Raw genomic sequence first — 24,775 nt, 5'->3', positions numbered from 1 at the left:
ACCTACTTTGGCGGACCTTCTGCCAATCTGGACCCGCTTCCTGTGAAACCACTGTTATTGCGGATCAGCCTGATCTCCGTTTGTGCCCTGTGGGCGAACGTCGGCATGGCCGCTCCCACGCCGGGCGCCATGATTCCTTCCCCGCCCCAGTTGTCAGCGAGCGCCTGGGTGTTGATGGACGCCAGTACTGGCCATGTCATCGTTGAACATGACGCAGACGAGCGTCTTCCTCCCGCCAGCCTGACGAAGCTGATGACGGTTTACGTGGCCACCCGGGATATTCAGGCCGGGCAATTGAAACCGGACGAACTGGTCACTGTCAGCGAAAACGCCTGGCGCACCGAAGGCTCCAGAATGTTCCTGGATCCGGGCAGCACTGTCAGTGTCCATGACTTGCTGCAAGGCATCGTCATCGACTCTGGCAACGACGCCAGCGTCGCGCTGGCTGAACACATCGCTGGCAGCACCGACAGCTTCGCTAGTTTGATGAACAAAACAGCGCAAAGCCTCGGATTGAGCAACACGCACTTCGACAACCCGACAGGTTTGCCAGAGCCTGATCATTACTCGTCTGCCCACGACATGGCGATGCTGGCCCAGTCCATCATCAACGACGAGTCGGCGTACTACCCGCTGTACAAGAAAAAGCACTTCACCTGGAACGGCATTCGGCAACCCAATCGCAACTTGCTGCTCTGGCGTGACAAAACCGTTGACGGCCTCAAGACCGGGCACACCGAGGCAGCGGGTTACTGCATGGTCACATCTGCCGTGCGGGATGGTCGGCGCCTGATCACCGCGGTGTTTGGCTCAAGTTCAACGCTGGCCCGTGCGACGGATACCGAGAAACTCCTGACCTATGGTTTCCGCTTTTACGAGAACCAGACCTTCGAGAAAGCGCTTCAGCCGTTGAGCCATCCGAGAGTCTGGAAGGGCACAGAAAACACCCTTGCCGTGGGCGTTCTAGACGACATTACGCTGACGACCCCCAGGGGCTCGCACAAACCTGAAACCCGCGTCCACATTGATGCCCCGCTGATTGCCCCTGTGGATAAAGGTGCAGTGGTCGGCAGCATTGACGTATTTGATGGCGAGCAGAAACTGGCAACCCGGCCGTTGATCGCTTTGGAAGGTGTTGAGGCAGGAAGCTGGTGGACCCGCTGGACGGATGCGGTGCGTTTGCTGTTTCACGGGTGGTTTGCGGGGTTCGCAGAGGATTGAAGTCTATTTTTGTAGGAGGCAATTTGTTGGCGAGGCGGCATACCTGACGATCCGCCTCGCTAGCAACATGCAAACTACTGGGTTGAAATGCATTTTCTGTAGGAGCTGCCGAAGGCTGCGAAACATTTATCCTGACACACCGCGATCGCAGCCTTCGGCAGCTCCTACAGAAAACGGTGCAGTCAGGTGTTTACGATGCGCCTAACGGTTCGCTGGTGTAACGTTTAGCGTCTTAACCTCGCACCTCATGCAAAACCCTGAGCGCTGCCGAAGCCAAAAAGCCCGAGCGGCTTTTCTCTTCCGGATGATGCTTCACGTATTCATCAATCCGGGTCAGCAAGTGTGCTGGAAGGGTGATGTTGAGCTTCTCGGACTTGCCCATGTATTTGGTGATATCAATGTCCACCAACGCCCATGTGCAGCCTTTGTATTCCGGATTTTGCGCGTGTACGGTTACTTTCTGAGCGGTCGGAATGGCCGAACCATGCTCAGCCAGAATCTCCAGATGACCCTCAATGGCTTCGCGAGCCATCGCCATGGCGTCGTCCAGGTCGTCACCGGCAGAGAAGCAGCCGGGAATATCCGGAACCTCAACACCCCACGCATGCAGCTCATCACCGGGAAGAATTGCGATGGGATAAAGCACTGTTTAGTCCTCCCTGGGACTGGATGGAACCTCGCTCACCAAAGCGAGGCTTGCTTCAATATGCTGCTTGCTGTCTTGGTCAATCCAGGCATTGGTTGAATGCTTGAAATGGTGGTGACTATAACCACTAAATCGAATTTAGGGATGCGCGTTGCTCATTGGCATCGAGTTCTGCTACTTGTCCCCAATGGACACTGCTGGTTCGATCGCCAGGTTTTTACATTTCTTGTCTTGCCTGACCAAACGCCGCGCCGTACCCTCCGCCGCTGCTGAATAACTCAGCACTGGATTTGGCGATCCGGCTAGCAATGATGTATAGCGTGTACCATTCGGAAGCGGGCAGATATTGTCCGCGATCCGCTATGGCGGTTGTACGTGGGAGACTTTCGGGTCTGCCGGTTCTTTGCTCCGGTTCGCCAACCTGCGTACAACTGCCACCCTATTCGTTTGGCGACGGTAGCTGGCAGTCTAACCAGCAAAGAGAAATAGACTGATGCCGACAACTGAAATGACGCCTTTCATCCCAACCCTATTCACCCGCCAAACCCTTCCGCTCCACGCGCTCATGCTGGAAAACCAGGCCTGGTTCTGTGCCCGCGATCTGGGCCGTTTGATGGGCCTGTTCATCGACGAACGCAAAACCCGCAAGCTCGGACGTGATGAGTGTCGCACTTTGCCGCTGCACTGCTATGGCTCGACTCAGGACACCTTGATGGTCAACGAGTCCGGCGCATACGCATTACTGATTTATCACCCCTCCGCGCAAAATCGTGAACTGCGCGAATGGCTGACGCTGCAGGTCGTGCCTGTGCTGCGTGACGTGCAGAATCCCGGCCGCACCGAACGTCCGATCCTCGGTGTGCTGGATTGGGACGGTGCCTCGATGAACCTGCTGCACTGGCAGGACGAGTCGTGGATTCGCCTGCGAGACATGCCCAACATCCTGCTCCACGAAACCCGCGAGAAACGCCCGTGGTGGAGAAGGGCGACTCGGTTTTTGTCGATGTAAGCGGCCGAAACCAATCGGAACCCCTGTCCCCGACAACGCACAGTTTCAGACTTGCCGCTTTCAAGGTAGGAGGCAACTTGTTGGCGAGAAGGGCTGACGCGGTGATTCAGGTAAACCGCCTCGCGAACAAGTTCGCTCCTACCGGGCAGTGCCGTGTCAGGCTGTTCAGGTAGGAGGCAACTTGTTGGCGAGAAGGGCTGACGCGGTGATTCAGGTAAACCGCCTCGCGAACAAGTTCGCTCCTACCGGGCAGTGCCGTGTCAGGCTGTTCAGGTAGGAGGCAACTTGTTGGCGAGAAGGGCTGACGCGGTGATTCAGGTAAACCGCCTCGCGAACAAGTTCGCTCCTACCGGGCTGCGCCGTGTCAGGCTGTTCGGGTAGGAGGCAACTTGTTGGCGAGAAGGGCTGACGCGGTGATTCAGGCACACCGCCTCGCGAACAAGTTCGCTCCTACCGGGCAGCGCTGTGTCAGGCTGTTCAGGCAGGAGGCAACTTGTTGGCGAGAGGGCCTGGCGCGGATATAACTGGCGCATGACTGACGTGGAAATTCACCGAGCGCGCGATGAAGCATTTCTCATGAGCTGTCTGGTGCAGGGCGTGAGCGCCTTCGATATCGGAGCCCGGAGCAAGAGTGACCTTCGGCTTCAATACAACCGAGGTGAACTGACCCGCGCCGTTACTTTCCTCGACCATTGTGCCTTCTGCTTTGTCCTCATACTCAAGCACCACAATCCCGGCCCCGGCACAAAGCCCGAGGTACCAGAGTTTATGGCAGGCCGATAAAGAGGCGAGAAGCAATTCCTCCGGATTCCAGCGTTTTGGGTCGCCCCGAAAGCTCGGATCGGAAGAGCCTTCAATAGATGGCTTCCCTTCAGCCTGAATGACATGTGACCGGCTGTAACCGCGATAGGACGATGTTCCTGTGCCTTCGTTGCCAGTCCAGGTTATCTGGACTTCGTAGCGGTGTGTCTTGTCTGCCATTGAATACTCCCTGGGATGAGGCGTGCGGGAGAGATGTTAACTCGAAGGCTCATCGTTGCTGCACACTTTGAATCTGAACGCATTCATTGTAGGAGCTGCCGAAGGCTGCGAAGCATTTAACCTGACACACCGCTATCGCAGCCTTCGGCAGCTCCTACAGGGAACAGCGCAGTAAGGTATTTACGCGATTTTTGGGCGAGCGCAGCCGAAGCGATAACAATCAGGAAGGTATGGAGGTGACGCAAGAAAGGCCCAAAAGCCTTGAAAGATATGGAGCGGGTGGAGGGAATCGAACCCTCAACTAAAGCTTGGGAAGCTTTCGTTTTACCACTAAACTACACCCGCTCTGAAGCGGCTGACTTTGTACCAGAACGGCACGCTGAATTGAAGCGCTAATTTCTCTCCCCCCTGTTTTAATCCCTTGAAAACCAATCCTGAACGGAGCCCATCCGCGCTTGTCTGTGCGTGCTGCACGGGCGGATGGGGTCCCTTGTTCGGTCGTGCGTCAGGTTCAGAGGGCGAAGGCATGTACGGTTTGGGCCTGTCGGTAGTGGTAGGTTGATCGGCTACTGGACTCGGGTTTTGGTGTAAGGAAGTCCATCAGGGCGTCACGCGAATCCCGGCATGCGGATTTGTGTTCCATGTCCAGAAAGTGCCCGGTGCTCTGAATGGTGCTGAAGGTGCTGTGCTGGACTGCCTGGGCGAACAAGCGGGCGTCGGTGGCGGCGGTGTACTCGTCCCACTCGCCGTTAAGAAACAACACGGGCACGTTGATGTTCTGCGCGACTGTCAGGTAGTTCGCGGTATCCAGGGCCAGTACGTCGTTGATGTGAAAGTGCATCTGGTCGTATTCGTGGGTGTCCAGGTTACTCACGTGCCGATGATTAAAGCGCTTGAACAGCGGCGGCAGGTGTTTGCCGATGGTGCTGTTGACCAGGTTGCCGACTTCGTAGCGGTCATGGACGCTGAGGTGCGTGATGCCGCGCTCCAGGTAATCACGCATGTGGACGTTGATCACGGGGGAGAATGAGCTGATGACGGCCTTTTCGATGCGCTTGGGGCGGTGGGACAGAGCAACCAGCGTGGCCGCGCCACCCCACGAGAACGACATGACGTGTTCAGCGTTGAAATGGTCAATCAGCTCCAGCAGGATTTGACCTTCCAGCTCTTTGCTCAACGGCCTTTCATTCAGGTTGTGGGGTTTGGATTTGCCGGCGTAGGGCTGATCGTAGAGCACCACGTTGAATTGTGGGTGCAGGTTGCGCACGGTCTGGGCGAACGATGCCGTTGTGGCCAGTGAGCCGTTGACCATGATGATGGTCTTTTCGGCAGCTTCTGCCCGATAGAACTCCGTGTAAACCCGAAACTGTCCCTGTATATCAAGCACAGCGATTTCTGGCCTCATAGGTGTGTCTCCTGACGTAAACAAGATGTGCGCGCAAACAACGTTGCACGAATTTCGTGACAGGTAGGCATTGCCTTGCAAAGGGGCCCTTGTCGATCCGAAACGATCTTGCCGACAGGTTTTATTATTGGCGGGCGATTTGCCGTGAGCGTTGGCTCGGGGCGGCAAAAGGTTTCTTGGAATGCGTAGATGACTCGCCAGTCACATGTGGACTGACGATTGGATTCAAGCAGTGGATCCGCTAACCCGCAAGTGCCGTTCGTAGTTTGTTTCGCCGGACTGCCCAGCGGTAGGGAAAGACTTATACGCCCTGAATTTCCGAAGGCTCTAGCACACGGTATTGGCCTGGCTTCAGTTCCGGGTCGAGGCTCAGGTGGGCCATGCTTTCGCGATGCAGGCGCAGGACTTTGTTGTCGAAATGGCCGAACATGCGTTTGATCTGATGATAGCGGCCCTCAACGATGCTCAATCTTGCGCAACGCGGGCCGAGTACCGTCAGCTGTGCGGGTTGGGTGGTGAGGTCTTCGAAGGCGAAGTACAGGCCTTGGGCAAAAGTCTGTACATAGCGCTCGTCGATGACTTGTTCGGTTTCGACGTAGTAAACCTTCGGCAGCTTGGTCTGGGGTTGGGTTAGACGTCGTGACCACTGGCCGTCGTTGGTGAGCAGCATCAGCCCGGTGGTATTGAAATCCAGTCGTCCGGCGATGTGCAGTTGGTGCTTGTCGGGCTCGTGCAGCAAGTCCAGCACGGTGGGGTGTTGCGGATCGGTGGTGGCGCTGACGCGGCCCTGAGGTTTGTGCAACATGAAGTAGCGCGCAGGCTTGCCGACTTGCAGGACCTCATCGTCGAACTCCACCCGGCTGAACTCGCGCACCGCGTGATGCGGATCGCTGACCCGTTGCCCGTCCACTTTGACCCGTCCGCCGATCAACGCCAGACGTACGTCCTTGCGATTGAAGCGCGGCAGGTTGCTGAGGAAGCGGTCGAGGCGCATGGCGATTTTGGTGTGATGGCGAGGAGGGCAGGTATGTTACCTGTTCCCGCGCAAGATCCATTAGCTCAAGCGAATACTGGCGCTGATTTGGGACAATTTTTGTAGGAGCTGCCGAAGGCTGCGAAGGCGTTTTTTCTGACACTCCGCAATTCGCAGCCTTCGTCAGCTCCTACAGATTTAGCACCAGCCATCGCGAATGAAATTTCCCACAGTTCTGCGAGATTCGTAGGACCGGCTTTAGCCGGGAGGAGGGCAGGACATTCGCCAAATTTTCTTTGTAAGAAATGCCGTCCTCCCGGCTAAAGCCAGTCCTACAACGTCAAAGCATCTTCCAAAGGCTTCAGTCGGGGCTCGGATCAGTCTTGTCCGAAAGCGCATCACTGATCCCCGCACAACGCGGGCACAGGCAGGCTTTGTTGCGCAGTTCTTCCGGCAGGGCCCGGATCACCGAGGGGTCAATGCTCACCGAAAAACACCAGCACGCCTGATCCGCCGTGCGCGGGTCGGCCAGGGTGCAAGCGTTGCTTGCGCCGCAGGCCGGGCAGATTTGTGGAGTACTGGCTGAGGTGTTCATGGTGCGCTTGGCGCCTCCGTGCAGATCTGGTTGCGACCGTTCTGCTTGGCGCGATACAGCGCGCTGTCTGCGCGGGCGATCAGGCTTTGCAGCGTATCGTCGGGCTGCAACCGGCTCAAGCCGATGCTGACCGTCACATACAGCACTTCGCCGGAGAACGTGTAACGGTGCTGTTCGGCCAGCAGCCGAATTTTTTCCGCGACATCATGGGCATCAACGGTATCGGTGCCCTTGAGCAGGATGATGAACTCTTCGCCGCCCCAACGACAAATGATGTCTGACTGACGCAAGCAGCTTTTCAGGTCGTCAGCAAAACCAGCCAGCACTTCGTCTCCGGCCAGATGCCCGTGGGTGTCGTTAAGTCGCTTGAAGTGGTCCAGGTCCAGCAGCATGGCTGTGAGTGGGCGAGCATCGCGCTGAGCATCCTTGAGGGTCTTGACCGCCCACAGATTGAAACCGCGACGGTTCGGCAGGCCGGTCAGGCTATCGAGGGTCGCCTGGGCTTCAATTCGGTACTGGAAGCGGTTGACCACCAGATTCAGCAGGTAAACCACTATGAGCGTGATCACCAGACAGATAAGCAGGTTCAGGTACAGCGAGTGGCGTATGTCACTCAGTGCAGATTCCTCTTCCTTGTCGACGAACAGGTACCAATTCAGTTCCGGTATGTAACGTACGTTGAGGAAGTGTTCCTTGCCGTTGACCCTGTGCTCGTAAGTGCCGCTGAGCGGTTTGGGCATTTTGCTCAGCAAGTCGGCCATGCTCGGCAACTGACTGAGTGACTCGCCAATTGCTGCGCCCTGTGGGCCTCCGCTTTCGCCGGTCAATACGATGCGGCCGAAGGCATCGACAAAGTAAACGCTGCGCTCATAGCGCTGTTGGTAGCGGTCGATCAGTTTGATGACGGCATCCACGGTCAGCCCGACGCCGGTGGCACCAATGAATTTGTTGTTGTAGTCGAAGACTTTGTAGTTGATGAAAAACGTCAGGTTGTCCTTGTTGGCCATGTCCGGATCGACGTTGATCTCGTACGGAGCTTCCATGTCCCGGACGCGGTAATACCAGACGTCTCGCGGCTCCCGGGCGTCGATTTTCTTCAGGATGCCTTTGGCCTGGTAATACGTCAGGCTGCTGTCGGACACGAAAAACGTGGTGAACGCCCCGTAGTGGTCCATCACTTCTTTGAGATAACGGGTGATCTGCTGAGTATTGCGCTCGCCTTCCACAACCCAGTCACGCATGAACGTGTCGCGGGCCATCATCGAAGAGATCAATACGGGGCGAACCAGATCTTTCTGGATTTCCGAATACACGGTATCGGACGTCAGCGGCAGCTCGGTATTGATGATGTTGTCGCGAATGGACTCGCGCGACGAGTAATAGCTGAGCAGCGAGGTTGCCAGGAAACCACAGCCCAGCACGATCACCAGCGTAAACAGAAGTGAGCGTTGTGAAGGGCGAGCAGTGCGAAAAGCCATAACGTGTCCGATTGTTTTGCCTGTCCGTTGACGCAGGCATGCTAGCCCGCCGGTATTCTTTACGCTATGGCGAAGTTGAATGTTTTTCGGCGATGTTGAACTCATGCTTACCGAACATCTGTCATTCCCTACTCAGGGGACTCTGTACACAGGTGCGATGCCAAGCAGTGACTTGAACGCTGAGCAGCGACAATGCAGCAGCAGAATCCTGTCGTAATGAATACCGGCTTCAGACAATGCGTTGAACATTTGCTCCAGAGCAGGGGGCGTCATGCCGAAGCGGTTTCTGACCGTCAGTACGTCCATGGGAGTGGGTGATGGCAGCGTATTTCTGAACGGCGACTGATTGGAGTTGCGCACGACATGGCTAATGTCCTGATAACTTTCGCCGTAAGGGCTCTGGAATTTTGAAAGGGTGTAGTTCTTTATCATTCCCGGCCGGGCAGTGCCTGCCAGCAGTTTGTCGGTCAGCTCATAGGCCTGACTCAGGGAACTTGCGGGAGCTGTTTGCTGCGTATCGAGGAGAGCGAAAGGGCTCGCTTGCTTGCTGACTACCCGATGGAGTCTGGGGTCGACCAACTCGTATCCATGCGGCGCGTAGACTTGCAGCTCCGTGCCGTTGGGGATGGCTGCATTTTTGCTCCAGGGCAGGTAATAACCGTGGCTGCTGACCACCAGAGTTCGCGCTTGTCGGGTTTCGGCAGTCCACAACAGAAACTGGCGTTTCAGCTTCCAGGCTTTGACCGCCAGCGTGGAAAACGCAGGGTGACCAGGAATGTTCCAGGCTTTTAGTACTGCATCCGTATGGAAGAACTGCTCAAAGCGGGTTTTCCGGTCAGGCATCGAACGGTTGAGCCAGATACCGAAGCTTTTAGTACTGGATGCCGATGCAAGCGCAGGACGTAAAACGGGCTTGACCGGCGTCGCCAGCTTGCGCAGAGCATGGGTCAGTCGAGGCATGGAGGGCGGCAGTTGCAGTAGTCCCAGTGACAGAGCACTGAGCAACGCCTGTTGTTTCTCGGCATAACGTGCACCTGGCAAGTTCGCCGAGCCGATATTCAAAGCTGCGATACCGAGTTCGGTTGCCAGAGAAGCAATCAACGCGGGCGTCAGCAGTACCGACATAGGCGCTATCAGAAACTGCAACTGTTGAAGCAGGCGTGTCCAGTAGCGAAGTGATACTTCCCGGGAGGTGACAACGGTGTCATCCGCGTTCCAGAGCGCGTTCTGCCTGAGCATATGCGCGATATGGGCAAACGGTGACCCCGTGATGCGCTGCTCCTTCAGTTCCTGCGCCAGCGCTTTGCGTGTGTCGTGATTGAGCAAGACGTCAGTCCAGGGACGCAACAAGGACACCGGCTCGCTGGGTGCCTGCTCTCCTGCCCAGACTTTCAGGATGTACGTGAGCCGCTCATGGTGGCGCACGGGGACGTAATGACGAACGCTATCTCGCCACGTCTGGCTATGTGCTGCATGGCGTAAATAGCGGTTAAGTTCGTCCTCGCTAGCGAATTCGATAAACGCTTTGAGCATGCCCGCCTGATAAAGCACCCGTTGCGCTCTGCCGGGAAGGCTTAGTACCAGAAGGCTCGGGCAGTATTGTTCGGTCGGCCCGTCAAACAGGGAGTGCTGTAGATAGACACCGGGTATGGCCCATTCGACCCGCGCGCCCCGGGTTCTGATGTTCAGTTGCTCAAGCGCTTTGACGATCAGATCGAACCCCTCACGCTGCAAGGTGCCGTGCTTGAGGCACCGCAATGCCTGGTTCACGAACTGACTTTGCAAGGTCGCTTCAATGGCTGCCTTGTGCTGCGCCTGGAACTCATCGATTTCCTGGTGCATCACGTTCAGAAAATTGATCTCGCGAATCACCATTTCAATGGCCTGAACGTCCATGGGCAGCTCCTGGCGGGCGTCCCATTTGCCTGTGCCTGTGACGTCGAGATAGACCGCGTTACGGCCTCCGTTATCGATATAACCGGCTGGCGATGCGACGCGGTAATTGCTCACCAGTGCTTCGCTCAGGCTGATGGGCTTTTCATCCGGGACCTGAATGTCGATGGGAGGATGCCGGGCGTCGCCAAGCGGGGTGGTGGAGTGGCCCCGCAGGTAACGAATGAACACCTGATCGGGGTTGACTACCCACTGATGTTTTTCCCGGAGCGCCTTGGCCATGATTCTGGCGGCAGTGGTCAAGGGAACCGGAATCTGTTGCAGAACATCGGGGTGCGACTGCCATATATCCACCGCGCCGAGCAGGCTCAGGCTACGCTCTATGCTTTTGAAGGGATGAGGTTGAGCGCTGATGCCGACCTGCGTCTCGATATACTCCAGAGAGCGTGTTTCCTGAGCCGCGGTAATGGCTGAAAAAATATCTCCGTCGATTTCCGAAAGGCTGGCTGGCCCGGAGTAGTCATGCAAGCCGGGGAGGGTCTTCAGGGCTTCAACGAACTTTCTACCCATGTGCGTTGGCTTATTGCTGATGTACTCCACTGGCGCATTTCGACCTCCCGGCATGTGGATAAAGCAATGCGATGTGTTGTTGGACCGTATCTGAAAAGCGTCGGGTAGATCCTGTTCGTTGATCGACAGCAGGTGCGCAGTAGCGCGCGACCCTCGGGCGGGGATTTCCAGGCAAGCTGCCGAGTCCGGAAACGCCTCTAGACCCAAGGCCTCCAGGGCGAGTTCATAGCCTTCGCGAGTAATCTGCTTACGAGCGTATTGCCGAGCCAGTTTGTCCAGAAAAGACAGCTTGGCCAGTGCCCGGTAAGTATCCCGGTGCCTGGCCCAGAAACTTTCCATCAGTGCGGAGTAGTCGAAGAACCAGCGGCTATTGATGATCAGGTTGAGCGCAGCCTGTGCGGTAAGGGCAGGGGTTGATTCATCCAGCGGCTTGTCTGTGAAGGTGTGCTGCAGAAGTACGCGCATCATCTCGCCATTAAAGGACAGCACGCCGATGTCGGTGAGCGTCATGCGCCGCGAGTATCGCTCGCGGCCCTGGTTGTCGACCTCGGGATTGGTTTCAGTGCGAAAGTTGATGCTGAGCTTGTCGGGGGACAGGGCTTTGCCGGTGGTCTGTTGCAGCAGGTGCCGCAACTGCTCGCGTATGTAAGCGCGGAGGGTAGGAGGGTAATCCATGTCCAGCTGGGTGGCTTTGAGCAGCAGCGTCGAGTGGGCGATGAGTTTGAAGCCGGGACTTTGCCTCAGGTTTTCCAGACGCTGGCGATGAGGGTCTGTGTGGGGTGTTTGATCGTTCATAAAAAAGCCGACTTGATGAGTTGAAGGCTCACTATGTCGGCTGGTTTTTTGTGATTGGGCTAATTATGTATGGGACTAATCACAAGACTTGTAATTCATTCGCGAATGCGTTTTTCCTGCAAATATATCTGTGTCTGACACACTGCCTTCGCGAATAAATTCGCTCCTACCGGGATGTGCGTTCAATGCGTAAATACCTGTTTTTCGTGGGAGCGAATTCATTCGCGAATGCGTTTTTCCTGTAAAAAAATCTGCGTCTAACACACCGCTTTCGCGAATAAATTCGCTCCCACCGGGGTTGTGTTCCAAACCTGTTTAGCTCTATTTATCAGCCTGCAGATAAGCCCTCCAGCCGCCAAGATGGCTGATGTTTTTTGCGCCCTCCAGCCCATAAGCTTCGCAGATAAACCCGCACTCCCAGCGGCCATCAGCCAATTGCACTTTGCCTAAACCCAGTGGCGCCGGAATACCGGTGAGGAATGAGCCCAGTTCGCGGCTTGGCAGTTCCCAGACTTCCACTTCGATGGCGACTCCACCTTGACCGACCCGACCCATGCCCGGCCGGAACGGCGGGCCGCCTGCGAGTGCATACAGCTGGTAGTCCGGCGAACTGTGTGTGGTTTCAACCAGGCAAGCACCGCGCTGTTTGAGTTGCCAGTTCAACGCCAGGCCATCCAGATGCGCGCCGCATACCACTACGCGGGCCATGTCGTTGCGTGCGATGGCGGCGGGCTTGTTCAACTGCGTGTTCAGGTTGGCAATCAATGGCAGTTCGGTGTGACGTTGCAGAGCGTCGGCTACACTCAGCAAATACTGATCAGTAAACACCCGGCCGAACAGCGTCACGCCCCAAGGCAGTCCGTTGTTCATGAACGCGCTCGGTACGGCAATGGCGGCGTAGTCCAGCAGGTTGACGAAGTTGGTGTAGTAGCCCAGGTCCGAATTGCGCAATACGGGTTCGGCTTGCAGCTCGGCGTTGGTCACCGGACGGGGAATGCTTGGCGTTACGACGAAGTCCAGATCTTCCATGGCCTTGTCGCAGATCGCCTTGAGCGCTTGCAGACGGTACTGGGCGCGGAATGTTTCCACACCACTGACCGCAGGGGCCTTGGCCAGCACTGCTTTTATCACTGGCAACACTGCGTCGGGGTTGGTCTCCATCAGTTCGCCCGCAACGCTGTAGCGCTCGGCGACCCACGGCCCTTCGTACAGCAGACGCGCGGCCTCAAGGAACGGTGACAGGTCCAGAGTGACGGCTTGGCCACCCAGCGCCGTCAGGTGGTCAACGGCGTCGCTAAACAGCTGCGGACCCTCCGTGCAGCCGAAGAACTCCAGGTCCTCTTCGCGTGGAACGCCGAACCGGAAGGGACGTGGCGCACCGAATGCCGAAGCGTCGTTCCACAGCGGATTGCTGCGGCTGTATTCGTCATGCGCATCGAGCCTGGCGGTCAGGCTCAGCAACAGACTGGCTTCGCGAGCGGTGGCGGTGAAAGTCGTCACGCAATCCAGCGTGCGGCAGGCCGGTACGACGCCTGCGGTGGAGATCAGGCCTTTACTGGCCTTCATGCCCACCAGATTGTTTAGCGCAGCGGGTACCCGGCCCGAGCCTGCTGTGTCGGTGCCCAGCGAGAAACTACTGACGCCCAGCGCGACGGCGAGTGACGAACCCGAGCTGGAGCCGCCCGAGGGATATTCTTTGAGCACGCTGTTCGGGCAGGCGCCAAAGGGCGAGCGGCTGCCGTTCAAACCCGTGGCGAACTGATCCAGATTGGTTTTGCCCATGGGGATCGCCCCCAGCGCTAAAAGCTGTTCGACGATCGTCGCCGAACGTTCCGGCGTGTATGTATACGCCACGCAAGCCGCTGTGGTGGGAATGCCCGCCAGATCAATGTTGTCCTTAATCGCGAAAGGGATGCCGTAAAGCGGAAGGTCCTTGATATCACGACCCTCCAGTGCGGCGAGGTAGGGCTCCAGTTCGTTCGGAGTCAGCAGGTGAATGAACAGGTGATATTCAGGGTTCAACGCAGCGGCTTTTTCCCGCAGGGCAAGGATCAATTGACGGGGTGTCAGGTTGCCGGATTCATAGGCCGCACGGACTGAATCAAGGCGCAGGTCGTGCAACGTTACTTCAAGGCTCATAGAAGAATTCCATCAAAAAGTAAAAGGATCAGTCGGCTTGCAGCACGACGACACGCTGACCTGCACGCACTGCCGAACCGGGCTGGACGCGCACCTCGCGGACCACGCCGGAGGTCGGTGCCAGCAGCGGAATTTCCATCTTCATCGACTCCAGAATCACCAAGGTCTCACCTGCCTCGACACGCTGGCCGACCTCGACCTGCACCTGCCAGAGGTTACCGGCGATATGGCTGTCGACGCTGTGCTCTCCAGCCTCGAGTGGCGCTTCTTCGGTCAACGGCGCGACGGCTTCTTCGCTTTCGAAGTTGGCCTGACCGCTGGCGATCCAGCGTTCACGTTCAGCGTTGAATGCCGCTTGTTGCTGGCTGCGGAAGGTGGCGATGCCCTCGGCTTCGCGATTCAGGAACGCCTGGTAATCGGCCAGGTTCAGAGTGCTGTGTTCAATCTCCAGGTCGTAACGGCCCAGTGGGAAATCACGACGGATGCGCAGCAGTTCTTCAGCGCTGACCGGGTAGAAGCGGATCTGATCGAAGAAGCGCAGCAGCCATGGTTTGCCGTCGAACGCGGCGACTTCGCGGTAGCGATTCCACATCTGCAGGGTGCGCCCCACAAACTGATAACCGCCGGGGCCTTCCATGCCGTACACGCACATGTACGCACCGCCGATGCCTACCGAGTTTTCGGCGGTCCAGGTGCGAGCCGGGTTGTATTTGGTGGTGACCAGTCGATGGCGCGGATCCAGTGGCGTGGCGACCGGTGCGCCGAGGTACACATCGCCCAGGCCCATGACCAGATAGCTGGCATCGAACACGGTGCGCTGTACTTCATCGAGGTTGGGCAGGTCGTTTATGCGCCTGATGAACTCCAGATTGCTCGGGCACCAAGGGGCGTCTTTGCGCACGGTAGTCATGTATTTTTCGATGGCGAGCTGACAGGCCGGATCATCCCAGGACAACGGCAGATGGACGATGCGCGAAGGGACTTGCAGGTCTTTGGCCGCGCAGACGGCGTCCCATTCGCCAGCGACGATATCGAGCAGGTGCGCCAGCGGTAGTCGTTCCGGCTGGTAATGCACTTGCAGTGAGCGAATGCCCGGCGTCAGGTCGATCACGCCTTGCAGATGCTTGGCTTCCAGCGCCTGCATCAAGGCATGGCCGCGGAAGCGCAAGACCAGATCCAGCTCAGGCGCGCCGATTTCCAGCAGCAGGTGCGTGTCGCCGGAGAGGCGGGCGACCAGGCGCGTGTCGTCTGCGCCAATATCCAGAACGATGGGTGACGTCAATTCTGCTGGAGCGAGGCTCGCTTCCAAAGGTGTCAGATCAGGCACCGCGTCGCCTGCTTCGCGAATGAATTCGCTCCCACCGGACTGTGCTGCGCCGCCGTCCCCCTGTAGGAGCGCGCTTGCCCGCGATGAAGGCATTCCAGACGCAGAAGATGCATCGGATGCAACGGCCTCATCGCGAATGAATTCGCTCCCACCGGACTGCGCTGCGCCGCCGTCCCCCGGTAGGAGCGAACTTGTTCGCGAGGAGGTCGGTACATTCGATGCGTCATTTGCGTGTGGGAAACTGGTCTCGCGAACAAGTTCGCTCCTACCGATAAATCTGCGTGCCTGTTCAAGGCTCACCGCATGAAACATCACCTTGTCCCCAGCCTTGAGCTGGCCCAGTTGCCAAAGGTCGGCTTCAATGATCGTCACCGGGCAAACAAAGCCGCCCAGGCTTGGGCCATCAGGACCTAGAATCACCGGCATATCACCGGTGAAATCCACTGCGCCAATCGCATACGGGTTGTCATGAATGTTCGACGGATGCAGTCCCGCCTCTCCGCCATCGGCCCGGACCCATTCCGGCTTCGGCCCGATCAGGCGCACGCCGGTTCGGCTGGAGTTGAAGTGCACTTCCCACTGCGTGGCGAAGAACGTCTGCATGTAATTTTCAGTGAAATATTCCGGTGCCCCATGCGGGCCATAGATCACACGGATATGGCGTACGCTCGGCAAGTCTTCCAGTTGTTCTGAAGGGACTTTCTGCCCGGCGCTGCGATCAATCAGCGGCGAAACATGCAGCACGTCGCCCGCCCGCAAAGCGCGCCCGCCGTGCCCACCAAACTGGCCCAGGGTGAACGTGCTTTTACTGCCCAGGTAATCCGGCACATCCAGCCCGCCACGTACACACAGATAACTGCGCGCACCGGCCCCGGCAATCGTGCCCAGCGCCAGTTGTGAACCGGCGGGCACGAACACTGCTGTGTTCATTGGCTGCGGCTGACCGTCCAGCGTCAGTGGAATAACGGCGCCAGTCACCGCGATCACCGCGTCGGTATTGAAGCGCAGCAACGGGCCGCTCATGGTGATTTCCAGCGCAGCGCAACCTTCGGCATTGCCCAATAAACTGTTGCCCAAACGCAAAGCACGGCTGTCCATCGGACCGGAAGGCGGCACGCCTACCGCCCAGTAACCCAGGCGCCCCGGATAATCCTGGACGCTGGTTTGGGTACCGCCACTGAGCACTTCAAAGGTATCGGCCTGATAGACCAGACCTTCCAGGCAGCGAGTCCATGGCTGGCCACTGGCGAACGGTACGTCGGCGATAATCTGCCGCAGGTAATCGCGATTGGTCTCCACGCCATACAGGCGGGTTTCGCTCAAGGCTTTGGCCAGTCCATCGCTGGCCAACTGGCGATTGGGGGCCCAACTGATCACCTTGGCGATCATCGGGTCGAAGAACGGCGGAATCTCGCAGCCGGCTTCTACCCAGGTATCGATGCGCAAGCTTTTGCCATCCACAGCCGGGAAGTTCACCGCCGTCAGTAAGCCAGGGCAGGGCTGAAAATCCCGCCCCGGATCTTCCGCATACAGACGCGCCTGGGTGGCGTGGCCGCTGGGCTTGAGTGCGGCTTGCAGTTCCGACAACGGCGGTAGGTCACCGGCCGCCAGTTGCACCATCCAGCTGACCAGATCGACACCCCAGACTTGCTCGGTGACGCCGTGCTCGACCTGAAGGCGGGTGTTCACTTCGAGGAAGTAAAAACGCTGGTCGTCGCTGTCGAAAACAAACTCCACAGTTCCTGCGCTGCGATAGTTAACGGCTTTGGCAAGTTTGATCGCCGCCATGCACAGCGCTTCACCCATGCCGTCGGGCAAGTTTGGCGCAGGGGTTTCTTCGAGGACTTTCTGGTTACGCCGCTGTACGGAACAGTCGCGTACGCCAAGGGCCAGCACTTCGCCGCAACCGTCGCCGAAGACCTGCACTTCAAGGTGCCGGGCGCGCTGGATGTACTTCTCGATGAATACGCCGGAGTCGCTGAAATTGTTCTGCCCGAGGCGTTTAACGGCTTCGAAGGATTCGCTCAGTTCTGCGGCACTGCGGCAGACGCGCATGCCAATCCCGCCACCGCCTGCGGTGCTTTTCAGCATCACCGGGTAGCCGATGACTTCAGCCGCGCTCAGGGCAGCTTCGACGCTGTCGAGTAGCTCGGTGCCTTCGAGCATTGGTACGCCGTGCTTCTTCGCCAGCGCGCGGGCGGTGTGCTTGAGGCCGAAGACGCGCAGTTGCTCGGGCGTTGGCCCTACGAAGGCGATCCCTGCGTCTTCACAGGCCTGAGCAAAGGCCGCGTTTTCCGAAAGAAAACCGTAACCGGGATGGATGGCTTTAGCGCCACTGGTTTTGGCAATGGCGAGGATTTTGTCCACCGCCAGATAGGTTCCGGCTGAGCCGCCTTCACCCAGGCTGTGGGCTTCGTCGGCTTCCAGCAGGTGCAGGCTGGCAGCGTCCGCTTCGGAATACACTGCGACGCCTTTGACGTGCAGTGCACGCAAGGTTCGCAGGATGCGGCAGGCAATGGCGCCGCGGTTGGCAATCAGCAGTTTGTCGAACATGGCTTGAACCCCGGAAGTCGATCAGCTCGACCTCAAACTGGGAAGCGGGCCGTCCCGCTATTGATGTGTCTGCACGAGGGTCGTCCGTCGTGGTGTGTTCAGATTTTTCGCTGGCTCGCGGCTAAAGCCGCTCCTACGACGTGCGCATAACCGTAGGAGCGGCTTTAGCCGCGAGGGCTCAATTCCAGACGTGCAGTTCAGCGGGTGTCGGGTTGTAGCCGTTGCACGGGTTATTCAACTGCGGGCAGTTGGAGATCAGCACGATCACGTCCATTTCAGCGCGCAGTTCCACGTACTTGCCGGGGGCGGAAATACCGTCCTCAAAGGTCAGCCCGCCATCAGCGGTGACCGGCACGTTCATGAAGAAGTTGATGTTTGGCCCGATGTCGCCTTTGCCCAGGCGACCATCGTGGGCACAGGCGCGCAGGTAGTTATCGCGGCAGCTGTGCATGTGGCGTTTTTCCAGGGCGTAACGCACGGTGTTGCTCTCTTGCGCGCAGGCACCGCCGAGGGTGTCGTGGCGACCACAGGTGTCATCGACGATGGTCAGCATCGGCTTGCCGAGATTGGAATACAGCACGCTGCCCGTGGTCAGATAAACGCTGCCTTGACGGCGCAATGTGCGCTGTACGTCATAGCGCTCACGAGGGTTGGCAAGGCTGAAGAACAGCGTATCGATTGCCTGGTTGCCCTCCAGATCGAGGATGCGCAGGGTTTGCCCGGCCTTGAGTTCGGTCAGCGACGGCTCGCCTGCCGGGATGTGAGTAGTGGTGGTCGGGATGTTGGAATGCAGACTCATGACAATGCTCCTCAGGCGAACAGGCGGTCGGTGTTGATGAAACCGCGCTCGTTTTCCGGGCGGGACGTACGGCAGTGTTCGGCGACGCTGGCGTCGGCTTTCATCCAGCTCAACTGGACCGGTTGTGGCGCGTATTCCGGGTTCGGGTCCATGGGGTGTTGCAGCGCGGTGAGCACCACCAGCGTGTCCATCGGTGCGTACAGCTCGATGTAGTCACCCGCTTTGGAGTTGTTCGGCACGAAGTGCAGTTTGCCTGCGTCGTCAACGCTGACGCGGCTGAACAGGTTCAGTGTCATCAGCAGATCGGACAGCCCCAGGCCCCACTTGCCCAGCTCGACCAGCAGGTTATCGACGCCGTTGCGGAAGAAGCCATTGCGCAGTTCCTGATAGCGGCCCTGGCCGTACTTTTCCGCAACTTCATCGGCGCAGAGCACGCCGCCGATGCTGTCGCTCCAGCCGCAGGTGTCAGCCGTAATCGCTGTCAATACGCGGCCCATGTCCGAATACAGGCAGTGGCCGCTGGTGAGTTTGGCGGTGTGTTGGCACTTGAGGCTGTCGGGCAGATTCAACCGCTCGGTTTTTTCGTTTGCGTTTAGCATCGTCAGGCTGACGTTTGCATTGCCATTCAAATCGGTCAGGCGCAGCAGCTCACCGCGCTTGAGGATGAAGGAACGATGGCCGCCACCGGGCAGCAGTTCTTCGGTAAAGACCGGGAATAACGTGTTTGTGGTCATGAGCAATGTCCTTTAAGCCTGTTGCAGCGAATCAAGCGCGGCGCGTGCGGCGCGGCGGTCGCTGTTCAGGGGGATGTCGTAAGTGATGCGCGCGCCATAAGCGCCGGGTGCGTGAGGGTCGATGCGCACTTTGTCGAAAACCAACAGACGAGTGCCGAGGTTGAAGCCTTCGGACAGGTCGTGAGTGACCATGAACACGGTCAGTTGGGTCTCGCGCCACAGCTCCAGCAACAAGGCGTGCATGTCTTTGCGAATGCCAGGGTCGAGCGCGCCGAACGGTTCGTCGAGCAGCAGCACCCTGGGTTTCATGATCAGCGCTTGAGCAATGGCCAGCCGTTGTTGCATGCCGCCGGAAAGCTGCGCGGGGTATTTATCCAGCGCGTGACCAAGGCCGACTTTGTGCAGCAGTTGCGCGGCCTGTTCCCGTGCTTCGCGCTTGGCCGTGCCAAACAACCGGCCAAGGAATGCCGAACGAGGGAGCTCAAGACCCAGCGCGACGTTGTCCAGCACCGAAAGATGCGGGAACACCGAATAGCGCTGGAACACCACGCCGCGACTGGCATCAGGTTCGCTCGCCAGTGCCTTGCCGTCCAGGGTGATGCTGCCTTTGCTGGCGACTTCCTGGCCCAGCAACAGGCGCAGAAAGGTCGACTTGCCGCAGCCCGAAGCGCCCACCAGTGTGCAGAACTCGCCTTCGGCGACGCTCAGATTCAGGCCTTCCAGCACCACCAGGTCGTCGTATTGCTGCCAGACGTTATTGACTGAAATGAAGCTCATCCGCGTACCCCCTCATACCAGGGAAAGGCTTTACGGGTCAGCGCCTTGAGACCCCAATCCATGAGCCAGGCCAGCAGGGTTATCCAGACCACATAGGGAAGAATCACGTCCATGGCCAGATAACGCCTAACCAGAAAGATCCGATACCCAAGGCCATCGGTGGACGCGATGGCTTCAGCGGCGATCAGGAACAACCAGGCCGAGCCCAGCACCAGTCGCAGAGCGATCAGCAAGCGTGGCAGCAATTGCGGCAGGATCACCCGCAGGATCAACGTCCAGGTTGATGCGCCCAATGTCTGCGCCTTGATCAGCAACTCGACGGGAATTTCCCGGGCGCGCTGCTCAAGGTCGCGGGCCAGAATCGGCGTGATACCAATCACGATCAGCATCACTTTCGACAGCTCGCCCAACCCGAAGACAATGAACAGGATCGGCAGAATCGCCAGCGGTGGCACCATCGACAGCACCGTCAGTAAGGGCGACAACGGTGCGCCGAACAACGGCAGAATCCCCGAGGCAATGCCCAGGCACAGGCCCAGCAACGCGCTGATACCCAAGCCGATCCCCAAACGTTGCAGACTGGAACCGGTGTCCTGCCACAGCAGATAGCCGCCGCTGCGTTGGTCTTCGGTGAAGGCCATGCGTTTTACCGCGTCGGCCATCTGAACCGCGCTGGGCAACAGCTTGTCGTTGGGATTTTCCGTCAGCCGTGTTGCCGAGCCCATGAAATAGGCGAACAGCAGCAAAGCGAACGGCAGGAGCACCAGGATCAGGCGACTGGCGCGATCCGGGCGGCGATTTATCAAGCGCATGGCAATGACCTTTCAGCGGGACCCGGATTACAACTTGCCGTCGGCAGCCATCTGCACGTAACTCGGATCGAAGTGCAGCTTCTGGTTGGCCTTGTCACCAGAGGTCACGCCATTGGCGAAGGTCATGCCCACCGCGCTGGAGTCTTTGGCACCTTCACCGAGCAGGCCATGCTCGAAGGAGAAGTTGGCGACTTTGCGCATGGTGTCCGGCAGTTGTTTGCTGGTGGCGAACTCAAGCGCTTCCTTGGGAGTGGCGAACAGTTTGGTGGTGTCCAGTTGCGCCTGGAAACCGGCCAGATCGGTGCCGGAAGCTTTGGCCATGTGCTCAAGAGCGGCTTTGCTCTGGGCGTTTTTCGCGTTCATCAGTGCGACCACTTCAAACCATGCGCCGGTAAGGGCTTTGCCCAGTGCCGGGTTGTCTTTCAGGGTCTGGGTGTTGACAACCATCATGTCCATGATCTCGCCAGGAATCTGGCTGGAGTTGAACACTTCAGTCACGCCGGGCTTGGCTTTTATGTCGGCCAGCATCGGGTTCCAGGTGGTGACGGCTTGCACGTCGTCAGTGTTGAAAGCCGCAGAGATATCCGCATCGGACGTGTTGACCACTTTCAGGTCTTTTTCTGCAAGATCCACGCTGTCCAGCGCGCGGGCCAGCAGGTAGTGGGAAACGGAAAGCTCTACCAGGTTGACGTCCATGCCTTTGAGGTCGGCAACTTTCTTGCCGGTGCCCTTGATCACAATGCCATCGTTGCCGTTGGAGAAGTCGCTGACTACCAGCGCGGTGCTTTCTACGCCGCCCGCAGCCGGGATGGTCAGCGCGTCCATGTTGGTCATGGTGCAGCCATCGAACTGGCCAGCGGTGTATTGGTTGATGGATTCGACGTAGTCGTTGAGCTGGGTGACATCGATTTTGATGTCGTACTTTTTCGCCCATTTATCGACGATGCCTTGGGTGCCTGCGTATTCCCATGGCATCCAGCCGGCATAAATCGTCCAGCAAACATTGAATTCTTTTTTAACGGCGGCGTGTGCCTGGGAGAGGATCGATGCAGCGATGAGGCCTGCGGTGAGCAGACCTAATAGACGGGACTTTTGCATGTGTACCTCCAGTAGCGAAAGAAAGGCGATCAGGAGCAACGCGACACCACTGGTGTCCTGTCTCCCGGGCTTTTATCCCGCCGTGTAACCTCTACTGGAGGTCGCCAACTCTCGGACCAGCCACTCGCCAAAGGCGAGCCGGAACCCTAGTCAGCTATTGCAAATTGTGGTGCCGCGAACCTGAGTTGACTCCTGCACACGGTTTGTTAAGCGAGAGTTGTGCCAAGTCATGGAAAGGCCCGCACGCCGTGGCTGACAGCGATTCTGATGATGACTACGCTGATGCGTTTTGCTGTGACATGGTGCGCGAGCGCACTGCGATGGGGCGGCAGCTCGTCAGGTCACAGGCGGATCAGGGCACTGGAGGGTCTTTTTAATGTCTTATTTTCGTCTGTTGCAGTTTGATAGACGCCGACCAGCGTCGCTGGTGCGTGCACTACCGCGGTCCAGGAGGCCGCCATGTATCGACGAACCTTGCTCATCGTTTTGCTGGCCCTGAGTCTCGCAGGTTGTTACACCGACTCAGGCTACTATTCCTCCCGGGTGACGGAGTTGCCGACCACTTACGGAACCAGTGTTTACTCTTACGACAATGGCTACAGCTCTAATTACTATCAGGAGCAGCGCATCTATGTAGCGCCTCAGCCTCGCTACTATTCAGTGCCACAGGTGCGTTATTACTCACCTCCGCCTGTGCGCTACTACGCACCGCCTCCGGTGCCGCGTTATTACCAGCCAGGCCGTCCACCCGGTTACGGTTGGGGCGACAACCGTTATCGCGGCAACCCCGGTTATCGCCATCCGCGTAATGACTATCGCGGCAATTCAGGACGGCCGGGCCCTTCGTGGGGCGATGGTCATGGTGATGGAAGAGGCCACGGCGGTCCCGGCAGGGGCGGTGGACGAGGTGACGGTCGAGGCGGTCGCGGTGGCGATGGTCGAGGCGGGCATCGGTAGGTGAATCAAAAACGGCGCTCCATTGGGGCGCCGTTTTTCTGTCTGATATGTACCTTCGGACTATCGGCTCATCACGTTTATCAACCTGCAGCTTTATAGTCACGCATGGTGACTCAGATATTCTCGAAGCGCTTTACGTGTCAGGTCATTAAGTGAAATTTTATCGCGGGACGCGGCAACGCTGGCTGCCAAATGCAGGTCATGCCCGACCCTGACATTGAACGAGCCTTTGCAGGGCAATTCCGGGTCTTGCCCGAGAGTTGAGCAAGTATCCAGATAGTCATCTACCGCGTTACGAAAGGATTGAGATAGCTCCGCCACGGTTTCGCCTTCATAGTTCACCAGTGCGCGTATGAACTGAAGTTTTCCGAACAGGCAGTTATCTTCAGGGCTGGCTTCAATTGAACCGTAATAGCCCCGGTGCTGTAACAGCGTACTCATGAAATCAGACCTCCCGCTTTCAGATGCTCGATAACCTGTCGTTTAACGTATGCCTTTATCTCATTGCCTGGATGGGGGCGATGCAGGTTTATCATCGCTTGAGCATTGCCGTTATCAAATTTGACGCGGCTGCCATCACCCTCGATTTGCTTGTAGCCGAAACCTTTCAACAGCGCGACCAGTTCTGGCCAGCTAAATCCCGATTGCCTGTTCAGTAGCTTGGCGAGCAGCTTTTCTTGCTTGGACATCCAGCCTCCATTCCGTGCGACTGATTCTAGTTGCGCGCGGAAAAGAGGTCAAACGGAGCTTGGCCCGGTGATGTCGAGCAAAAAATTCAATACCCCGACAAATCCGCCAACGGATGACGTCCTTCCCACGCCTTGCTGAAGTGCGCATCGATTACCGCCAGCGGAATCGTCGCGACGTCCTGCCAATGCCAGTGGGGTGTGTTGTCCTTGTCGATGAGCCGCGCACGCACGCCCTCGCTGAACTCCGGATGGAGGCAGCAATTGAGGCTGATGGCGTATTCCATTTGCAGCACTTCAGCCAGCGACATGTGGCGGGCGCGCTGGATTTGTTCCCAGACGAGGTGTGCAGTGAGCGGGCAGCCGTGGGTCAGGTTTTTTGCGGCGCGGGCCAGTAGTGCGTCATCGCTGTGCTGCAAGTGGCTGATCGCATTCCACGCGCAGGGCAGGTTGCCGACGTCGAGCAATTCGTCGATCTGCCCTCGGCGTGGCAACCATTGCGCCTCTGGCAATTGACCAAGGGCTTCGTGTTGCAGGGCCTTGAGCAGGCTATTGAGCTGGATCGAGGTTTGCTCCTGCCAGTTCAATTGCTGCAAGCCTTCGATCAAATCCTCCTGTTGCTCATCAAGCATGAAGCGATCAGCCAGATCCAGATCCAGAGCGTCATGCGCATTGATGTGAGCGCCAGTCAGTCCCAGGAACAGGCCGAGCTTGCCGGGTAGACGTGACAGGAACCAACTGGCGCCAACGTCCGGAAACAGCCCTATGCTGATTTCCGGCATGGCCAGCCGACTGCTCGGCGTCACAATCCGCGTGCTTGCGCCTTGCAACAGACCCATGCCGCCACCGAGCACGTAGCCGTGGCCCCAGCAGATCAGCGGTTTGGGATAAGTGTGCAGGCTGTAGTCGAGTCGATACTCGGCGGCGAAGAAGCTGGCGGCCAAGGGCGGTACTTCGCCGGGATGTTCACGACACTGATCAACCAGCGAGCGGACGTCGCCACCGGCACAGAACGCCTTCGCGCCATTGCCGCGCAGCAGGACACAGACGATTTTCTCATCGCTGGCCCAGGCATCGAGCCGTTCTTGAAGGGCGAGGATCATGGGCAATGACAACGCGTTCAACGATTGTTCGGCGTCCAGAGTGGCAATGCCGATGCGTGCGCCATCCTGAGCCGGGAATTCTTCAAATTGCAGATTCATCGTGACCTCTCGGGGGCAATGCATGTATCCAACACAGGTGTGATAGTCCTGCGTCGGGTTAAGTTGCATGAGGTTCAGTGTAGGAAAAGGTTGGGTGCGACGAGCTGATTTGACATTGGCGGCCA

20 protein-coding genes, 1 tRNA gene and 1 riboswitch are annotated in these 24,775 nt (G+C 58.0%); of the genes, 3 read left to right on the top strand and 18 right to left on the bottom strand.

Features of this window, described 5'->3' with window-relative positions:
- The first annotated feature begins 105 nt into the window (after nucleotides 1-105).
- Nucleotides 106-1,221: a D-alanyl-D-alanine carboxypeptidase family protein gene (locus AO242_RS09875; protein ID WP_257153408.1), complete on the top strand. Its 1,116-nt coding sequence runs from the start codon at nucleotides 106-108 to the stop codon at nucleotides 1,219-1,221.
- Nucleotides 1,222-1,453: 232 nt separating this feature from the next.
- Here the strand turns inward: AO242_RS09875 and AO242_RS09870 are convergent, their stop codons facing one another.
- Nucleotides 1,454-1,867, bottom strand: a complete 414-nt coding sequence (locus AO242_RS09870; protein WP_099268558.1) for a type II toxin-antitoxin system HicB family antitoxin — start codon at nucleotides 1,865-1,867, stop codon at nucleotides 1,454-1,456.
- A gap of 493 nt (nucleotides 1,868-2,360) precedes the next feature.
- Between AO242_RS09870 and AO242_RS09865 the strand changes: the two genes are divergently transcribed.
- Nucleotides 2,361-2,876, top strand: a complete 516-nt coding sequence (locus AO242_RS09865; RefSeq protein WP_099268557.1) for a BRO-N domain-containing protein — start codon at nucleotides 2,361-2,363, stop codon at nucleotides 2,874-2,876.
- Nucleotides 2,877-3,353: 477 nt separating this feature from the next.
- Here AO242_RS09865 and AO242_RS09860 read toward each other — a convergent pair whose 3' ends face one another.
- The 14 genes from AO242_RS09860 to AO242_RS09795 all read right to left on the bottom strand — a co-directional run bounded on the left by AO242_RS09860 (nucleotide 3,354) and on the right by AO242_RS09795 (nucleotide 21,805).
- Complete coding sequence (locus AO242_RS09860; protein WP_099268556.1) at nucleotides 3,354-3,857, bottom strand: OsmC family protein; 504 nt, start codon at nucleotides 3,855-3,857, stop codon at nucleotides 3,354-3,356.
- A gap of 271 nt (nucleotides 3,858-4,128) precedes the next feature.
- A tRNA-Gly gene (locus AO242_RS09855) sits at nucleotides 4,129-4,202 on the bottom strand.
- Nucleotides 4,203-4,368: 166 nt separating this feature from the next.
- A complete protein-coding gene (locus AO242_RS09850; RefSeq protein ID WP_099268555.1) occupies nucleotides 4,369-5,262 on the bottom strand; it encodes an alpha/beta fold hydrolase in 894 nt (297 codons plus the stop codon).
- Between the two features lie 301 nt (nucleotides 5,263-5,563).
- Nucleotides 5,564-6,256: a pseudouridine synthase gene (locus AO242_RS09845; RefSeq protein WP_099268554.1), complete on the bottom strand. Its 693-nt coding sequence runs from the start codon at nucleotides 6,254-6,256 to the stop codon at nucleotides 5,564-5,566.
- A 340-nt stretch (nucleotides 6,257-6,596) separates the two neighbouring features.
- The gene (locus tag AO242_RS09840; RefSeq protein ID WP_099268553.1) at nucleotides 6,597-6,830 is read right to left on the bottom strand and encodes a cysteine-rich CWC family protein; all 234 of its coding nucleotides are present in this window, start codon (nucleotides 6,828-6,830) and stop codon (nucleotides 6,597-6,599) included.
- Nucleotides 6,827-8,308, bottom strand: a complete 1,482-nt coding sequence (locus AO242_RS09835; RefSeq protein WP_099268552.1) for a sensor domain-containing diguanylate cyclase — start codon at nucleotides 8,306-8,308, stop codon at nucleotides 6,827-6,829. The genes AO242_RS09840 and AO242_RS09835 overlap by 4 nt, the downstream gene beginning before the upstream one ends.
- A gap of 132 nt (nucleotides 8,309-8,440) precedes the next feature.
- Nucleotides 8,441-11,566 carry a dermonecrotic toxin domain-containing protein gene (locus tag AO242_RS09830; RefSeq protein ID WP_099268551.1) on the bottom strand — a complete coding sequence of 1,042 codons (3,126 nt, stop codon included), beginning with the start codon at nucleotides 11,564-11,566 and terminating at the stop codon, nucleotides 8,441-8,443.
- Nucleotides 11,567-11,887: 321 nt separating this feature from the next.
- On the bottom strand, nucleotides 11,888-13,705 hold the full coding sequence (gene atzF / locus AO242_RS09825; protein ID WP_099268550.1) for an allophanate hydrolase: 1,818 nt from the start codon (nucleotides 13,703-13,705) through the stop codon (nucleotides 11,888-11,890).
- A gap of 28 nt (nucleotides 13,706-13,733) precedes the next feature.
- A complete protein-coding gene (locus tag AO242_RS09820; RefSeq protein WP_099268549.1) occupies nucleotides 13,734-17,585 on the bottom strand; it encodes an urea carboxylase in 3,852 nt (1,283 codons plus the stop codon).
- A gap of 178 nt (nucleotides 17,586-17,763) precedes the next feature.
- Nucleotides 17,764-18,384 (bottom strand): urea amidolyase associated protein UAAP2, encoded by a 621-nt coding sequence (locus AO242_RS09815; protein ID WP_027899752.1) that lies wholly within the window; start codon nucleotides 18,382-18,384, stop codon nucleotides 17,764-17,766.
- Between the two features lie 11 nt (nucleotides 18,385-18,395).
- On the bottom strand, nucleotides 18,396-19,118 hold the full coding sequence (locus AO242_RS09810) for an urea amidolyase associated protein UAAP1 (RefSeq protein ID WP_099268548.1): 723 nt from the start codon (nucleotides 19,116-19,118) through the stop codon (nucleotides 18,396-18,398).
- A 12-nt stretch (nucleotides 19,119-19,130) separates the two neighbouring features.
- Entirely contained in the window at nucleotides 19,131-19,895 is a 765-nt protein-coding gene (locus tag AO242_RS09805) for an ABC transporter ATP-binding protein (RefSeq protein ID WP_099268547.1), read from the bottom strand.
- A complete protein-coding gene (locus AO242_RS09800; protein ID WP_099268546.1) occupies nucleotides 19,892-20,707 on the bottom strand; it encodes an ABC transporter permease in 816 nt (271 codons plus the stop codon). Before AO242_RS09800 ends, AO242_RS09805 begins: the two co-directional genes overlap by 4 nt.
- Nucleotides 20,708-20,734: 27 nt before the next feature.
- On the bottom strand, nucleotides 20,735-21,805 hold the full coding sequence (locus tag AO242_RS09795; protein ID WP_099268545.1) for a putative urea ABC transporter substrate-binding protein: 1,071 nt from the start codon (nucleotides 21,803-21,805) through the stop codon (nucleotides 20,735-20,737).
- 59 nt (nucleotides 21,806-21,864) lie between these two features.
- Nucleotides 21,865-21,966, bottom strand: a riboswitch (guanidine-I (ykkC/yxkD leader).
- 298 nt (nucleotides 21,967-22,264) lie between these two features.
- Between AO242_RS09795 and AO242_RS09790 the strand changes: the two genes are divergently transcribed.
- Complete coding sequence (locus AO242_RS09790; RefSeq protein WP_099268544.1) at nucleotides 22,265-22,762, top strand: hypothetical protein; 498 nt, start codon at nucleotides 22,265-22,267, stop codon at nucleotides 22,760-22,762.
- Nucleotides 22,763-22,861: 99 nt separating this feature from the next.
- Here the strand turns inward: AO242_RS09790 and AO242_RS09785 are convergent, their stop codons facing one another.
- From AO242_RS09785 to AO242_RS09775, 3 genes are all read right to left on the bottom strand, one after another.
- Entirely contained in the window at nucleotides 22,862-23,203 is a 342-nt protein-coding gene (locus tag AO242_RS09785) for a type II toxin-antitoxin system HicB family antitoxin (RefSeq protein WP_027899757.1), read from the bottom strand.
- Nucleotides 23,200-23,451 carry a type II toxin-antitoxin system HicA family toxin gene (locus AO242_RS09780; protein ID WP_099268543.1) on the bottom strand — a complete coding sequence of 84 codons (252 nt, stop codon included), beginning with the start codon at nucleotides 23,449-23,451 and terminating at the stop codon, nucleotides 23,200-23,202. The genes AO242_RS09785 and AO242_RS09780 overlap by 4 nt, the downstream gene beginning before the upstream one ends.
- 86 nt (nucleotides 23,452-23,537) lie before the next feature.
- Nucleotides 23,538-24,650, bottom strand: a complete 1,113-nt coding sequence (locus tag AO242_RS09775) for an enoyl-CoA hydratase/isomerase family protein (protein ID WP_099268542.1) — start codon at nucleotides 24,648-24,650, stop codon at nucleotides 23,538-23,540.
- Nucleotides 24,651-24,775: the final 125 nt, after the last annotated feature.

Origin of the sequence: Pseudomonas sp. ICMP 561, assembly GCF_002699985.1 — a bacterium.
Taxonomy (GTDB): Bacteria; Pseudomonadota; Gammaproteobacteria; order Pseudomonadales; family Pseudomonadaceae; genus Aquipseudomonas; species Aquipseudomonas quasicaspiana.
Note: the sequence above shows the minus strand (reverse complement) of the source record. Positions and strands in the feature narration are given on the sequence as shown.